At 64.2% G+C, this 14110-nt stretch carries 14 protein-coding genes; 10 read left to right on the plus strand and 4 right to left on the minus strand.

What is annotated here, in order from left to right; genetic code table 11:
- The first annotated feature begins 38 nt into the window (after positions 1-38).
- Positions 39-1580 (plus strand): methyl-accepting chemotaxis protein, encoded by a 1542-nt coding sequence (locus NCR34_RS13830; protein WP_250500111.1) that lies wholly within the window; start codon positions 39-41, stop codon positions 1578-1580.
- Here NCR34_RS13830 and NCR34_RS13835 read toward each other — a convergent pair.
- Positions 1577-2689: an AGE family epimerase/isomerase gene (locus NCR34_RS13835; RefSeq protein ID WP_250500112.1), complete on the minus strand. Its 1113-nt coding sequence runs from the start codon at positions 2687-2689 to the stop codon at positions 1577-1579. The two genes, NCR34_RS13830 and NCR34_RS13835, sit on opposite strands and share 4 nt — an antisense overlap.
- 105 nt (positions 2690-2794) lie before the next feature.
- Between NCR34_RS13835 and NCR34_RS13840 the strand changes: the two genes are divergently transcribed.
- From NCR34_RS13840 to NCR34_RS13870, 7 genes are all read left to right on the plus strand, one after another.
- Entirely contained in the window at positions 2795-3478 is a 684-nt protein-coding gene (locus tag NCR34_RS13840) for an MgtC/SapB family protein (RefSeq protein ID WP_250500113.1), read from the plus strand.
- Positions 3479-3598: 120 nt separating this feature from the next.
- On the plus strand, positions 3599-4234 hold the full coding sequence (locus tag NCR34_RS13845) for a hypothetical protein (RefSeq protein ID WP_250500168.1): 636 nt from the start codon (positions 3599-3601) through the stop codon (positions 4232-4234).
- A 214-nt stretch (positions 4235-4448) separates the two neighbouring features.
- Entirely contained in the window at positions 4449-4601 is a 153-nt protein-coding gene (locus NCR34_RS13850; protein ID WP_250474396.1) for a hypothetical protein, read from the plus strand.
- Positions 4602-4834: 233 nt separating this feature from the next.
- The gene (locus NCR34_RS13855) at positions 4835-5452 is read left to right on the plus strand and encodes a flavin reductase family protein (RefSeq protein ID WP_250500114.1); all 618 of its coding nucleotides are present in this window, start codon (positions 4835-4837) and stop codon (positions 5450-5452) included.
- A 255-nt stretch (positions 5453-5707) separates the two neighbouring features.
- On the plus strand, positions 5708-6886 hold the full coding sequence (locus NCR34_RS13860; protein ID WP_250500115.1) for a quaternary amine ABC transporter ATP-binding protein: 1179 nt from the start codon (positions 5708-5710) through the stop codon (positions 6884-6886).
- Positions 6879-7781 carry a choline ABC transporter permease subunit gene (gene choW / locus NCR34_RS13865; RefSeq protein WP_250500116.1) on the plus strand — a complete coding sequence of 301 codons (903 nt, stop codon included), beginning with the start codon at positions 6879-6881 and terminating at the stop codon, positions 7779-7781. The genes NCR34_RS13860 and choW overlap by 8 nt, the downstream gene beginning before the upstream one ends.
- Before the next feature lie 7 nt (positions 7782-7788).
- The gene (locus NCR34_RS13870; protein WP_250474399.1) at positions 7789-8781 is read left to right on the plus strand and encodes a GlxA family transcriptional regulator; all 993 of its coding nucleotides are present in this window, start codon (positions 7789-7791) and stop codon (positions 8779-8781) included.
- Between the two features lie 39 nt (positions 8782-8820).
- On the opposite strand, the gene NCR34_RS13875 is transcribed toward NCR34_RS13870, so the two are convergent.
- The 3 genes from NCR34_RS13875 to NCR34_RS13885 all read right to left on the minus strand — a co-directional run bounded on the left by NCR34_RS13875 (position 8821) and on the right by NCR34_RS13885 (position 11128).
- Positions 8821-9585: a class II aldolase/adducin family protein gene (locus NCR34_RS13875; RefSeq protein ID WP_250500117.1), complete on the minus strand. Its 765-nt coding sequence runs from the start codon at positions 9583-9585 to the stop codon at positions 8821-8823.
- A 24-nt stretch (positions 9586-9609) separates the two neighbouring features.
- Entirely contained in the window at positions 9610-10695 is a 1086-nt protein-coding gene (locus NCR34_RS13880) for a GlxA family transcriptional regulator (RefSeq protein ID WP_250500118.1), read from the minus strand.
- Between the two features lie 118 nt (positions 10696-10813).
- Positions 10814-11128 (minus strand): hypothetical protein, encoded by a 315-nt coding sequence (locus NCR34_RS13885; protein WP_250500119.1) that lies wholly within the window; start codon positions 11126-11128, stop codon positions 10814-10816.
- 308 nt (positions 11129-11436) lie between these two features.
- On the opposite strand from NCR34_RS13885, the gene NCR34_RS13890 reads away from it, so the two are divergent.
- Both NCR34_RS13890 and NCR34_RS13895 read left to right on the plus strand, forming a co-directional pair.
- On the plus strand, positions 11437-12831 hold the full coding sequence (locus tag NCR34_RS13890) for an L-serine ammonia-lyase (RefSeq protein WP_175940836.1): 1395 nt from the start codon (positions 11437-11439) through the stop codon (positions 12829-12831).
- A gap of 25 nt (positions 12832-12856) precedes the next feature.
- Entirely contained in the window at positions 12857-14101 is a 1245-nt protein-coding gene (locus NCR34_RS13895) for a sarcosine oxidase subunit beta family protein (RefSeq protein ID WP_175940837.1), read from the plus strand.
- The last annotated feature ends 9 nt before the right edge of the window (positions 14102-14110 follow it).

Raw genomic sequence — 14110 nt, forward strand, 5'->3', positions numbered from 1 at the left:
CGTCATGGAACGGTCAATCGTCAGTACGGGTGGAAGTGATGTTTGGAAAAATCAAGGTTGCATCGGGCTTGCTCGCGGTACTCGTCGTGTTCTGCGTCTTTCAACTCGTGACCGAGGGCCTCGGCTTCTGGTCGCTTTCGAGGACGCACGACGACGTCAACAATCTGTCGGACATCGCGCTGAAACAGGTCAACGCCGTCAACAAGACCACGCAGCATCTGATGGACGCGCGCATCAACCTCTCGCGCGCCGGTACGCGCATGGTGCGCGGCGGCGCGGAACCCGTGGAGATCGTGCAGCATGCGCGCGAACAGATCGCGAGCGCGGAGAAGTCGTTCGGCGCTTTCATGAACGCACCCAAGACCGGCGACGAAAACGTCGCGCGCATGAACGCGCTGCAGGCGAAATACGCCGAGTACGCGAAGGCGCTCTCCGAACTCGTGCAGTATCTCGACGCAGGCAATATCCAGGCGTTTCTCGATCAGCCGACGCAGGGCTTCCAGGACCGCTATCTCGTGGAACAGCAGAAATTCGTCGACTTCGGCAATGCGGCGAGCAATGCGTACCTCGAATCGATCGACACGCGCTACGCGTGGTTCCGCGCGGTGGGCATGGCGATCGCCGTCGCGCTGATCGCCGGCGTCGTGCTCGTGCACATCGCGCTGCGTCGCGGCGTCATCGCGCCGCTGGAAGAAGCCGGCCGCCACTTCGAGCGCATCGCGCAAGGCCGCCTCGACGAGCGCATCGCGGATCGCGGCACCAACGAAATCGGCCGCCTGTTCGCCGGTCTGGCCGCCATGCAGGCGAGCGTCGCGAACACCGTGAAGACCGTGCGCGAGACGTCGGAATCCATCAACTTCGGCGCGGACGAAATCGCGAGCGGCAACGCGGACTTGTCGGCGCGCACCGAGAATCAGGCGGCTTCGCTGGAAGAAACCGCATCGAGCATGGAAGAGTTGACCGCCACCGTGCGCCAGAACGCCGAGCATGCGCGCGAAGCCAACGCGCTCGCGGGCGAAGCACTCGAAGCGACGTCGCGCGGGTCGAGCGTCGTGGACGATGTGGTCGACAAGATGCGCGTGATTGCGCAAAGCTCCGACAAGATCGCCGAGATCATTTCGGTCATTGACGGCATCGCGTTCCAGACGAACATCCTCGCGTTGAACGCTGCGGTCGAAGCGGCGCGCGCGGGCGAGCAGGGCCGCGGCTTCGCGGTCGTGGCGGGCGAAGTGCGCGGCCTCGCGCAGCGTTCGGCGCAATCGGCGAAGGAAATCAAGGAATTGATCGGCGAATCCGTCGCGCAGGTCAGCGACGGCTCGGAACTGGTCGAGCGCGCCGGCTCCGCGATGCGCGAAGTGTCCACGTCGATCTCGCGCGTCACGCAGATGATGGCGGAAATCAGCGCGTCGTCGCTGGAGCAGAGCGTCGGCATCGAGCAGGTGAATCAGGCGGTCACGCAGATGGACGAGATGACGCAGCAGAACGCGGCGCTCGTCGAGCAAGCCGCCGCTGCGGCGTCTTCGTTGCACGAGCAGACGCGTCAGTTGAAGGCGGCGGTCTCCGTGTTCCAGCTCGCCTAAGCAGGCAACGACGCGTACGCCGTGGCAAGGTGATACGGCGTCGTGGACGGCATTTCCGCCCGGCTGATGCTGCCATCGGCCGCGCGACACTCCACCCATCCCCGCGCGTGCAAGAAGCGCGCGGCGTATCGGCCGATCTGCTCGCCGAGCGCGTCGCCGCGCGTGGCGAGCGCCCGCAGATATTCGGTCTGCGCCCAGATGCGCTGCGTGCCGTCGATCACGCGGCCGGTTTCATCGAGCGCGGCGAACACGCCGCCCGTCTTCTCTTCGATGCCGTGCTTCTGCGCGAAGTCGAACGCGCGTTCCAGCCGCTCGTCCAGCGCGACGCTTTTGAACGCAGCATGTCCGCTGCCTTTGACCAGGAAATACCATTCGAACTGATGTCCCGGCTCCAGGCGGTTGTCCGCCGCGCCGATCGGCAGTTCGGCGATGCACCCCGTCGGCTCGTGCACGAACATGCGCGCGATCCATTCGGCGAGCGTGGCGAGGCGTGCGTCGTAGGCAGCGTCGCCCGTTGCTTCCCGCGCAGCGAGCCACGCTTCCGCGAGGTGCATCAGCGGGTTTTGCAGCGGACCTTCAAGCGTCGCGGCGAAGTCTTCTGCCACGACGGCGTTCAGCACTTCCCCGACATGCGCGAACCGCGTTTCGATGAGCTTCGCCGTTTCATCGAGGACGGCGAACGCGCGCGCCGATCCGCTCCTGCTCGCGTAATGCGCGCACGCGAAAACGACGAACGCGTGCGTGTATAAGTCCTTTTGCCGCTCGAGCGGCGCGCCGTTTGCATCCACGCTATAGAACCAACCGCCGTGGCGCGTGTCGTGAAAGTAGTGCTGCAACGACTCGAACAAGGTCGCGGCGTGATCGAGATCGCCCCCATCCGCGAAAACGAAAAGCTGGCGCGCGCACGCCATCGCGCGATAACGCTTGGGCGGCAGCGGCGCGTGGTCGGAGGGACCGACGGCTTCGAACGGCAGACGCAGCGCCGCGTTGAAGCCGGGGCCGCGCCACAGCGGAAGCACGACGTTCGCGTAATGCGCGCGCAGCGCCGCGCCGGATTGAAGGTTCGCGGACGGCGTCGAGGGCGCGCCGGGCGTGGATGGATGGTGCATGCGACAGTCTTTAGAAGTGTTCCGAGAGGCGCTACGGCGTAGCCTGGCAAGCATAGCAAACGGCGCTCGTCGCGCGACAAGCCGGCATCACGAGGAGAGAAAAACATGTTGAACAACGTCGAACTTGTTTCCCGGCTCGTCATGGCCGCCGCGCTCGGCAGCGTGATCGGCTTCGAGCGCGAGCGGCTTTCGTGGGCCGCCGGGCTGCGCACGCATATGCTCGTGTGCGTCGGCTCGGCGTTGATCATGATCGTGTCCGCGTTCGGATTCGCGGATGCGCTCAAGGCGGAGCATGTGGTGCTGGACCCATCGCGCGTGGCGGCGCAGGTCGTGTCGGGCATCGGCTTTCTCGGCGCGGGCTCGATTCTTTTGCGCGGCGAGATCGTCCGCGGCCTGACGACGGCGGCGAGCCTGTGGTCCGTCGCGGCCATCGGGCTCGCGGTCGGTGGCGGCCTGTACACGGCGTCGATCGCGGCGACCGTGATCATCCTGATCATTCTGGCGGGGCTGAAGCCGCTCGAGCGACGTTTCATCTCGGTGAGGCAGCGCCGACAACTGACGATGCTCGTCGATCGCGGCTCGCTCTCGTTTCATGCGCTGCACGAGGCGCTCGGGCCGGGCAGCGTGCGCGTGAAGCAGTTCGTGGTGCAGCAGAGCGAAGAGTCGCCCGATTCGGACGAAGTGCAAGTCGAGCTGTCGCGCGTGTCGGAAGAGGAGTATCGGTCGATCTGCGCGCGCTTGCGGCAACTCGACGTGGTCCGCGAGTTTCGCGAAGACGGCAACGTCTGAGCGGCGGCGCGCGAACGCATCGCACGAATGCGAAATTGAACGCTGAAACATCGCGCAAAGCCGCTGGATAAGGCCCGCAGCCGTGCGACAATGCGGCCTCGAAATTTATTGCCGGACCGCGTGGGCGCGCTGCGCGCCAGCAGTTACGGCCGCAGTCTTTCGATCCGCAGCTTCCGACCTATGCCAGATTCCGCTGTACCCCGAAATCCTGACGTCTCATCGGACGATACCGTTCCTTCCGCGAAAGCCAGCCGCCGGAGTCCGGCGCGCACCGCGCAGCGCGTCGCCCAACTGCGCGAAGCGATCCGCCCCGGCGAAACGCTCGACCTCTTCGCCGAGGACGCGGAACGCGCCACCCAGCAGGCGATGAACACCGATATCCGTCAGGGCACCTTCGAGGGCTTCGAGTTGCCGGAGGTGTTTCTGGCGGCGGTGGAATCGTCGGCGAGGCGGCGCGCCGCGCGGGCAGCGGCGCCGGCCGAAGCGCCGGCAGAGACGCCGATGCAAGGCGATCTAATCGCCGATTCGCCCAGCTCCGCCGGTTCGGCGGATGAAGGTCCGACGCTCCTTGCTACCGCGACCGCTTTTAACGCGCCCGATTCCGTCTCACTCGATCGGCAAGTAGCGGCGGTTGCCTCGCACTCGTTTCAGTCCTTCGCGTGGCTTCTGTGCGCGATGCTGGCGACCTACGCCACTGTCATCGCCCAGCCGGTGACCTGCCTTCCGACCCTCCCCGACGTCTTCGACGCGCGATAGTCTCCTGCGGCAACGTGCCTCGGGGTCGCGCGCGATGACCGCCGCGCGGCCCCTTACGCCCCGCCCCCATTTTCCAGCCGGTCAAAAAAGCCGTGTCTGTAGAAAAACTACAACATTTTTGGGAAGGAAATGCTGCATTGCACTAGGAATCCGGCAGGGCAAACCCTATAATCATGGCTAAGGGAAAACCCTCAATCACCAACCGGAGTCTCACATGAGCTACCTCTTCGCACTGCTGCAAAAACTCGCTTCGATGTTCGAATCGCCGCACCTGCCGCTGGACAAAGACTACTCGTATCAAGCGCGTTTCCGCGAATCCGAGCGTCAGCGCAAGGCACGCGGCACGGCTTTCGGCATTCATCTGTAATGCGCGGCTAAAGGCGGCGCGGGACACACACTAGAAGCAATATGCGACGGCAAGCGCCGTACACCCGCCCGCCAGTCCTGTAGTTTTTCTAGCAGTTCTCCAGCATCTCACTTCCGCGCTCCAAGCGCGCGACACAGCATCCTCTCCCCTGCAGTTTTTCCGCGCCCGTCGTCCGACGAGCCGCCGCGGTATCCTTTCGTTCTCACGAACCCTCGCGCATTGCGCGGCCCCTGATGACCGGCGATATTCACTTCTACGATCCGAGCGAAGGCCACGGCCTGCCGCATGACCCATTCAAGGCAATCGTCGCGCCGCGCGTCATCGGCTGGATCTCCAGCCGCACCGCCGACGGCGGCGTGAACCTCGCGCCGTACAGCTTCTTCGGCGCGTTCGCGACGTTCCCTTACGTGATCGGCTTCTCCAGCGAAGGCCGCAAGGACAGCATCAGCAACATCGAGGCGACCGGCGAATTCGTCTGGAATATGTCGACGCGCCCGCTCGCCGAGCGCATGAACCGCACATCCGCGCCGGTGGCGCCGGAGATCGACGAATTCGAGCTCGCAGGCTTAACCAAAGCGCCCGGGCGCAATGTCGACGTGCCGCACGTGGCCGAGTCGCCGGCGGCGCTCGAATGCCGGCTGCTGCAAGTGGTGCGCATCCACGATCTCGCCGGCCAGCCGATGAACAACTGGCTCGCGCTCGGTCAGGTGGTGGGCGTGCATATCCGCAGCGAGTTTTTGAAGGACGGTCTCTTCGATACCGCTGCCGCGCGCCCGATCATGCGAGCGGGTTATCGCGCCGACTACGCCGAGATCGGCGAAATGTTTCAGATGATTCGCCCGAGCGCCTGACCCCAAAGGCGAAAACATCGGCTTCGCGCCGCGACTTGTCGTGGCGCGACACGCATCCACCGTTGCGCGGTTCTCTCCGTTCTTCCGAAAAGCCTTGCCTGTCAAGGGCGTCCGGCTGTTCACCGCGAAACTGCGACAAATCGGTGTCGTATTTCCACATGTGATTGTCGCAAATAGTCGGCTCACGGCACTTTTTTCTGGCAACTATGTATGCAGAGCGCGGAAGCGCGTCCGCCACGGTTCTGGAGAATGTCGATGGATTCCCCCAAGGTAGTGGTCGAAGGGCTGTGCAAAGTGTTTGGCAGCAACCCCAAACAGGCGATCGACCTGTTGGCCGGCGGTGCGTCGAAGGAAGAAGTGTTCTCGCGTACCGGCCAGATTGTCGGCGTCCACAACGTCTCGTTCGATGTCAGGGAAGGCGAGATCTTCGTGCTGATGGGCCTGTCCGGCTCCGGCAAATCGACGCTGATTCGCCTCATCAACCGGCTCGTCGATCCGACCGCCGGCAAGGTGCTGATCGACGGGCGCGATGTGGCCGCCGTGCCGCGCTCGGAACTCACGGCGCTGCGCCGCCGGGACATGAGCATGGTGTTCCAGTCGTTCGCGCTGATGCCGCAGCGCACGGTGCTGTCCAACGCCGCGTTCGGGCTGGAAGTGGCGGGCGTCGGACGCAAGGAACGCGAATCGCGCGCTATGACCGTGCTCGAACAAGTGGGCCTCGCGCCGTTCGCGCAGAAACTGCCGTCGCAGTTGTCGGGCGGCATGCAGCAGCGCGTGGGCCTCGCGCGGGCGCTCGCCGTCAATCCTTCGCTGATGATCATGGACGAAGCGTTTTCCGCGCTCGATCCGCTCAAGCGCAAGGAAATGCAGAACGTGCTGCTCGACCTTCAGCGCGAGCAGCGCCGCACGATTCTCTTCGTCTCGCATGATCTGGAAGAAGCCATGCGCATCGGCACGCGCATCGCGATCATGGAAGGCGGCCGCGTGGTGCAGATCGGCACGCCGCAGGAAATCATCAAGAATCCCGCCGACGACTACGTGCAGGCCTTCTTCGAAGGCATCGACACGAGCCGTTACCTCACGGCCGGCGATCTCATGCAGACGGACGCCGTGCCGGTCATGAAGCATTCGCCGCAGATCGACGCATCGAGCGTCGCGAAGACGCTCAACGGCAGCGCGGAATACGCGTTCGTGCTCGACGGCGAGCGCCGCATTCGCGGCTTCGTCGGGCGCGACGCCACGGGCAACGCCGTGCCGCAAATCCATCATGTCGAATGCATTCAGCGAACCATGACGCTCGACGACGTGGTGAATCGCGTGGTCGCGAGCCCCGCGCCGCTGCCCGTCGTCGATGCAGACGGTTCGTACTGTGGTTCGGTCAACAAGACGAACGTGCTCCAGGTCTTAACGCGCCATCGAGGTTCCCATGTCTGAAATCATTCCGCTCGGTAGCTGGGTCGATCACGGCGTCCACTATCTGCTCGATCACGACGCCAAAACGTTCGACTCCGTCGGCAAGGTCATCGAGAGCTTCGCGGCGCTCATCGAACACGGTCTGCAGGCCATTCCGATGTGGGCGCTCATGGCGATCTTCGTCGGCATCGGCTTGTGGCGCGTCGGCTGGCGTTTCGCGGCGTTCACGCTGCTCTCGCTCCTGCTCGTCTACGCGACAGGCTTCTGGGATCAGATGGTCATCACGCTAGGTCTTACGTTGTCCTCAACGTTTATCAGCTTGTTGCTCGGCGTGCCGCTCGGCATATGGACCGCCAAGAGCAAGATGGTCGAAATGGTCGTGCGCCCCGTGCTCGACCTCATGCAGACCATGCCTGCCTTCGTGTATCTGATTCCGGCCGCGATGCTGTTCGGCCTCGGCCGCGTGCCCGGCATTCTGTCGACCGTCATCTTCGCAATGCCGCCCGCAGTGCGTCTCACGTCGCTCGGCATCAAGCATGTGAATCGCGAGATCGTGGAAGCGGGTCAGGCATTCGGCTGCACGCCGTGGCAACTGCTCTACAAGGTGCAGATTCCGAACGCGCTGCCGTCCATCATGACCGGCGTGAACCAGACCATCATGATGGCGCTGTCGATGGTCATCATCGCGTCCATGGTCGGCGCGGGCGGCCTCGGCAACGACGTGCTGGCGAGCATTCAGCGGCTGGATATCGGCCTGGGCTTCGAGAGCGGCTTGTCGGTGGTGTTGCTCGCGATCATTCTCGATCGCATCACGGAGAGCTTCGGACGTTCGCCGGGCATGGCTCGCGCGCCGCTTCTCTCGGGCTTCAAGTCCGTGATGCGCGTGCGCCGCGCGCCGGCTGCGCAACAAGGTTGATGCGCCCATGAAGCGCGATGCGATCGCCCCCGCAGCCGCCGATTCGCCGCTTGCCCATCTCGCGCACTTCGGCTTTCTGACGCTGCCGAACTTCTCGATGATCGCGTTCACGAGCGCGGTCGAAGTGCTGCGCATGGCGAACTACATCGGCCGCGCGGAGCACTACAGATGGTCGGTCATCACGCCGGACGGCGAGCCGGCGCGCGCGAGCAACGGCATGACGGTCAAGCCCGCGACGACGCTCGACGAAGCAGGCATGCCCGACGTGCTGATCGTGTGCGGCGGCTGGCACGTCGCCGATTATGTCGACGACACGGTGATCGCGCTGTTGCAGCGCGCGCATGAGGCCGGCGTGCCGCTTGGCGGCATCTGCACCGGGCCGTATGCGCTACTCGCGGCGAAGCTGCTGGACGGCTACCGTTGCACGCTGCACTGGGAAGACATGTCGCCGGTCAACAAGCGCTTCCCGCATGTGCGCTTTGCCGACGAGCTATTCGTGATCGACCGTGACCGCGTGACCTGCACGGGCGGCACCGCGCCGCTCGACCTGATGCTCAACCTCGTGAGCCTGCGGCTCGGGCAGGCGCATGCGGCGCAAGTGTCGGAGCAGTTCATCGTCGAGCGCATACGTGGCTCGACCGACTATCAGCATATTCCGGTGGATGCGCGCGTCGGCTTCTCGCGGGCGGAACTGGTGGAAGTCGTGCGGCTGATGGAAGCGAACATCGAAGAGCCGCTGTCGCTCGACGAACTCGCGCGGCTCGTGCATCTTTCGCAGCGGCATCTTCAGCGCATGTTCAAGATGTTCCTGAGCGTGTCCCCGACGCACTACTACCTGACCCTGCGCCTGCGACGCGCGCGCGATTTGTTGCGCAACACGGATGCATCGATTGCGCGCGTGACGAGCATTTGCGGTTTTCATTCGCCTTGCCACTTCAGCAAGGCGTATCGCGCGCAATTCGGCCATGCGCCGAGCGCGGAGCGGCGTCTTTCCGCTTGACGCCGCCGTTGCGCGTTGCGTCACGAAGCTAGCTGACGATCACGTTCGATAATCCGTCTTGCCGCCTTCGATCATGCGCAACGCGGCCTGCCATTGCAGCGCGGTAATGCTTTCCATGCTGTCGCTGCGATACTGCGCGGCCGTAGTTTCGCACACTTCGGGCGAAGGCAGATTCAACTCGCCGCCGCCCGAGAGCGCGCGCAGCTGAATCTCGCAGGCCCGCTCCAGAAAATAGATTTCCTGGAACGCAGCCGGAATCGAACGGCCGCATGCAAGCAGTCCGTGGTTGCGCAGAATCATCGCGTTATGCGGGCCGAGATCGTTGACGAGACGATCTCGCTCCGCGAGATCCAGCGCGATGCCTTCGTAGTCGTGATAGCTGATCTGCCCGTAGTACTTCAGCGCATGCTGGCTGATGGGCAAGAGCCCCTGCTTCTGCGCGGAGACCGCCGCGCCCGCCGGCGTATGCGTATGCACGACGCAAACGACATCCGGCCGCGCCATGTGAATGGCCGAGTGAATGGTGAAGCCCGCCGGATTCACGCGATACCGCTCGGGATGCTCGGCCGCGTTCGCATCGACCGGACGGCCTTCGCTGTCGATGCGCACGAGGTCCGACGCGCGCATCTCGTCGAAGAGCACGCCGTATCGGTTGATGAGGAAGTGGTGCTCCGGCCCCGGCACGCGCGCACTGATGTGCGTGAAGATCATGTCGGTCCAGCGAAAATGCGCGATCACGCGATACAGCGCCGCCAGGTCACAGCGTAGCGCCCACTCTTGCTCCGAATATCCGTGAGTCTCCATGCCAGTCTCCTTCGTTGGAATTGGTCAGATGGCCTGAGCGCGGCCGGGAAACGTCTCGTCGTAGTCCATTGCGTGATGCACTTCCTCGGTGTCTGCGCCGCGCTGCTCGCGATACATCATCGGTGGCAGACCGAACTGCTTGCGAAATTCGCGGCCGAGATGCGATGCATCGGAGAAACCGCAACTCGACGCGATATCGGCCACCGTCTTGTCCGAACTCGTCAGCAGCCACGCGGCCGTGCGCAGCCGCACCTGCTTGGCGTACGCCTGCGGCGCCTTGCCCGTCTCGGCCTTGAAGAGGCGTTCCAGTTGCCGCGTCGACATATCCAGCTTGTGCGCGAGTTCATCGAGCGTGAGCGAACGGCCAACGTGCTGCTCCATCAGAAGAATCGCGCGCTTGACCTTCGGATGCGTGGCGGGCGCGAGGCCCGGCGGATGCGGCTGCGGCGCGTTGCCTTTCTGCATGTCGTCGACGAGCAGAATGCGCAGCGCCTTTTGCACCGTCGCGGTCTCGAAGTGCCGCAGCAAAATGGCGGCGGCCACGTCGATGGAAGCGCGCCCGCCCGAACATGTGATGCGCCGTCTGTCGATCACGAACAGCCGGTCCGCGACGAGCAGTTGCTCGTCCGCTTGCGGGAAACGCTCGACGAAGTCCCAGTAGTGGAACCAGCTCACGCAGACGCGATGGCCGTCGAGCACGCCCGCGCGCATCAGCGTGAAAACGCCCGTGCACATGCCGACGATGGTCGCGTCACGCGCGGCGGCGCGGCGAATGAATTGCAGCGTGGCATCGCTCGCGGAAGGCCCGGAATGCAGCAGGCCGCCGACGACGACCACGTAGTCGAACGGTTCGGCCTGCTCGTAGGTTTCCCACGGCGTGATCTGGATGCCGCAGCTCGCGCGCACCGGCGCGAGCGTTTCGCCGATCACGCTCCACGAGCAGCGCACCGGGCGGCTGAAGTCGCCTTCGTCAGCGGAAAGACGCAGCAGATCGACGAAGCCGGAGAACGCGGTCAGCGTGAAGTTCGGCAACAGCACGATGCCGAAGCGGATGCGCGATTTCGATTGGCCGTCGATGGAAAGCGGCGAAAGAGATTCTGCGGGATTCATGCGCGTGCGGTGCGGCGGCTCTGGGGTATGCGGCGAGCATAACACCGGGCGCGCGCAACGGGCGCATGGTCAGAAAGGAAGGAAACGCCGCGCAGAACGCGCGGCGTGAAGCGATGAATCAGGCGCCGAGAACCGCGAACGCCCAGGCGAACACGCCGCCGATCAGCGCGCCCGTCGAACGGCCGAGCAGGCTCGCGACGGTGTAATCGCCCCAGCGTTGCTCGACCTCGGCCTTCAACACGCCGAGGTAGCGCAAAACCGGATCGATGGAGCAGACGAGCATCAGCGCGACCCACAAAGGCGCTTCGCGGGTGAGGACATGTTCGGGAGCCAGAACGCCTACGGCTTGAAGCGCGCCGACGACGCCGACGCCGACAAGAAACGCGAAGACCCAGGACTTGAAGAACTGATCGGGAAGAGCGTGACTTTCCATTGCTGCAAACGGGTTAAACGGGGGACTGGAAGACGAGAGACGCATTCGCGCGGGCTCTCACGGACCTAGGGAATATACCGAGACGTATTTGTTTAGCCGTTCGGAGCAATCTCAAAAATGCCCCGGTTTGCAACGAAACTGCGCAGGAACGCGCTGCGGCCTGCGCGCTCTGGTAAGCGCTGACGCCGCCATCCCATTTCCATGCCGTTTTTGTTCTATCTGCCGGAATTGCGGTTTGGTGCAATGAGGCCATGTCGAACGCGCTCGCTCATTCGAACGACGCGAACCGCCAACCTTGAGGCCACGCCATGAATGTCAGCGTTTTCGATCTGTTCAAGATCGGCATCGGACCTTCCAGCTCTCATACCGTCGGGCCGATGATCGCGGCATGCCGCTTCGCGTCGCATATCGAGGACGCGAACCTGCTCGGCTTCGTCACCCGCGTGCGGGCCGAGTTGTTCGGCTCGCTCGGCGCGACGGGCAAGGGCCACGGCACCGACAAGGCCGTGCTGCTCGGGCTGGAAGGCAATCTCCCCGATCTGATCGATCCGGACGCGATCGCGCCGCGCCTCGCCGACATCCGCGCGACGAAGCGTCTGAACTTGCTCGGCAAGCGCGCCATCGTGTTCGACGAGCGCGAGCATATCGGCTTCTATCGCAAGCTGATGCCGGGCGCGGCGGGATCGAGCATGGTGCATCCGAACGGCATGCGCTTTCAGGCGTTCGATGAAAACGGTCAACTGCTCGTCGAGAAGGAGTATTACTCGGTGGGCGGCGGCTTCGTGACCAACCGCGAAGGCGAGCGCGTCAACGGCGTGCGCGCGGGGGCGAGCGTGCCGTATCCGTTTCGTACCGGCGACGATCTCATGCGCATCTGCCGGGAGACAGGTCTGTCTATCGCCGATGTCGCGATGAAGAACGAATGCGCGAATCGCAGCGAACACGAAGTGCGCGAGGGCATGCTGGCCGTGTGGCGCGTGATGGCCGCGTGCGTCGAGCGCGGCTGCAAGGAGCGCGGCGATCTGCCGGGACCGATGCAGGTGAAGCGCCGCGCCGCGGACCTGTGCGCGCAACTGCGCTCGCGTTCCGAGGAATCGCTGCGCGATCCGCTCTCGATGCTCGACTGGGTGAACCTCTACGCGATGGCCGTCAACGAAGAAAACGCTTCGGGCGGGCGCGTGGTCACTGCGCCGACCAACGGCGCGGCCGGCGTGATTCCCGCCGTGCTGCACTACTACGTGAAGTTCATGCACGGCGCGAACGACGAAGGCATCGTGCGCTTCCTTCTGACGGCGGCAGCGATCGGCATCATCTACAAGGAGACGGCTTCGATCTCCGGCGCGGAAGTGGGCTGTCAGGGCGAGGTGGGCGTCGCGTGCTCGATGGCCGCCGCCGCGCTCGCAGCCGTGATGGGCGGCACGCCCGCGCAAGTGGAAAACGCCGCTGAAATAGGCATGGAACACAACCTCGGCATGACGTGCGATCCCGTCGGCGGCCTCGTGCAGATTCCGTGCATCGAGCGCAACGCGATGGGCGCGATCAAGGCGATCAACGCCGCGCGCATGGCGATGAAGGGCGACGGCCAGCATTACGTGTCGCTGGATTCGGTCATCAAGACCATGCGCGAAACGGGCGCGGACATGAAGACGAAATACAAGGAGACGTCGCGCGGCGGCCTGGCCGTGAACGTCATCGAGTGCTGAAACACCGCTACGAAGGAAGAGACACATGAGCCGCTATTCGATATTCAGCCTGCTGCGCAACGGCATGTCGTATCACGAGAACTGGGAGCGCCAATGGCGCAGCCCGGAGCCCAAGCGCGAATACGACGTGGTGATCGTCGGCGGCGGCGGGCACGGCCTCGCGACGGCCTACTATCTCGCGAAAGAGCACGGCATTACCAATGTCGCGATTCTGGAGAAGGGCTGGATTGGCGGCGGCAATACGGCGCGCAATACGACCATCGTGCGTTCCAACTATCTGTGGGACGAATCCGCCGCGCTGTACGAGAAGGCGATGAAGCTGTGGGAAGGCCTCTCGCAAGACCTCAACTACAACGTGATGTTCAGCCAGCGCGGCGTGATGAACCTCGCGCACACGCTGCAAGACGTGCGCGATACCGAGCGCCGCGTGAACGCGAACCGGCTCAATGGCGTCGATGCCGAGTTCCTCACGCCCGCGCAAATCAAGGAGATCGAGCCGACCATCAACCTCAATAGCCGCTATCCGGTGCTGGGCGCGTCGATACAGCGGCGCGGCGGCGTCGCGCGTCACGATGCGGTGGCCTGGGGCTTCGCGCGCGGCGCGGATCAGGCGGGCGTGGACATCATCCAGAACTGTCAGGTGGTGGGCATTCGGCGCGAAGGCAACCGCGTGACCGGCGTCGATACCACCAAAGGTCATATCAAGGCGAAGAAAGTTGCGATCGTCGCGGCCGGCAACACGACGACGCTCGCGGACATGGCGGGCGTGCGCCTGCCGCTCGAAAGCCATCCGTTGCAGGCGCTCGTGTCGGAGCCGATCAAGCCGGTGGTCAACACAGTGGTCATGTCGAACGCGGTGCACGCGTACATCAGCCAGTCCGACAAGGGCGATCTCGTGATCGGCGCGGGCGTCGATCAGTACACGGGCTTCGGGCAGCGCGGCAGCTTCCAGATCATCGAAGGCACGCTGGAAGCGATCGTCGAGATGTTCCCCGTGTTCTCGCGCGTGCGAATGAATCGCCAGTGGGGCGGCATCGTCGATGTTTCGCCGGACGCATGCCCGATCATCAGCAAGACCGACGTGAAGGGCCTCTACTTCAATTGCGGCTGGGGCACGGGCGGTTTCAAGGCGACGCCGGGTTCCGGCTGGGCGTACGCGCACACCATCGCGAAAGACGAGCCGCATCCGCTGAATGCGCCTTTCTCGCTCGACCGCTTCTATACCGGCCATCTGATTGACGAACACGGCGCGGCAGCCGTGGCGCACTGAAGGAGTACT

Origin of the sequence: Caballeronia sp. GAWG1-5s-s (assembly GCF_023631445.1) — a bacterium.
Taxonomy (GTDB): Bacteria; Pseudomonadota; Gammaproteobacteria; order Burkholderiales; family Burkholderiaceae; genus Caballeronia.

Excerpts from the sequence above, each read along its gene's own strand:
- NCR34_RS13830 (WP_250500111.1), top strand. The coding sequence starts at position 39 with ATGTTTGGAAAAATCAAGGTTGCATCGGGCTTGCTCGCGGTACTCGTC.
- NCR34_RS13835 (WP_250500112.1), bottom strand. The coding sequence starts at position 2,689 with ATGCACCATCCATCCACGCCCGGCGCGCCCTCGACGCCGTCCGCGAAC.
- NCR34_RS13840 (WP_250500113.1), top strand. The coding sequence starts at position 2,795 with ATGTTGAACAACGTCGAACTTGTTTCCCGGCTCGTCATGGCCGCCGCG.
- NCR34_RS13850 (WP_250474396.1), top strand. The coding sequence starts at position 4,449 with ATGAGCTACCTCTTCGCACTGCTGCAAAAACTCGCTTCGATGTTCGAA.
- NCR34_RS13855 (WP_250500114.1), top strand. The coding sequence starts at position 4,835 with ATGACCGGCGATATTCACTTCTACGATCCGAGCGAAGGCCACGGCCTG.
- NCR34_RS13860 (WP_250500115.1), top strand. The coding sequence starts at position 5,708 with ATGGATTCCCCCAAGGTAGTGGTCGAAGGGCTGTGCAAAGTGTTTGGC.
- choW (WP_250500116.1), top strand. The coding sequence starts at position 6,879 with ATGTCTGAAATCATTCCGCTCGGTAGCTGGGTCGATCACGGCGTCCAC.
- NCR34_RS13870 (WP_250474399.1), top strand. The coding sequence starts at position 7,789 with ATGAAGCGCGATGCGATCGCCCCCGCAGCCGCCGATTCGCCGCTTGCC.
- NCR34_RS13875 (WP_250500117.1), bottom strand. The coding sequence starts at position 9,585 with ATGGAGACTCACGGATATTCGGAGCAAGAGTGGGCGCTACGCTGTGAC.
- NCR34_RS13880 (WP_250500118.1), bottom strand. The coding sequence starts at position 10,695 with ATGAATCCCGCAGAATCTCTTTCGCCGCTTTCCATCGACGGCCAATCG.
- NCR34_RS13885 (WP_250500119.1), bottom strand. The coding sequence starts at position 11,128 with ATGGAAAGTCACGCTCTTCCCGATCAGTTCTTCAAGTCCTGGGTCTTC.
- NCR34_RS13890 (WP_175940836.1), top strand. The coding sequence starts at position 11,437 with ATGAATGTCAGCGTTTTCGATCTGTTCAAGATCGGCATCGGACCTTCC.
- NCR34_RS13895 (WP_175940837.1), top strand. The coding sequence starts at position 12,857 with ATGAGCCGCTATTCGATATTCAGCCTGCTGCGCAACGGCATGTCGTAT.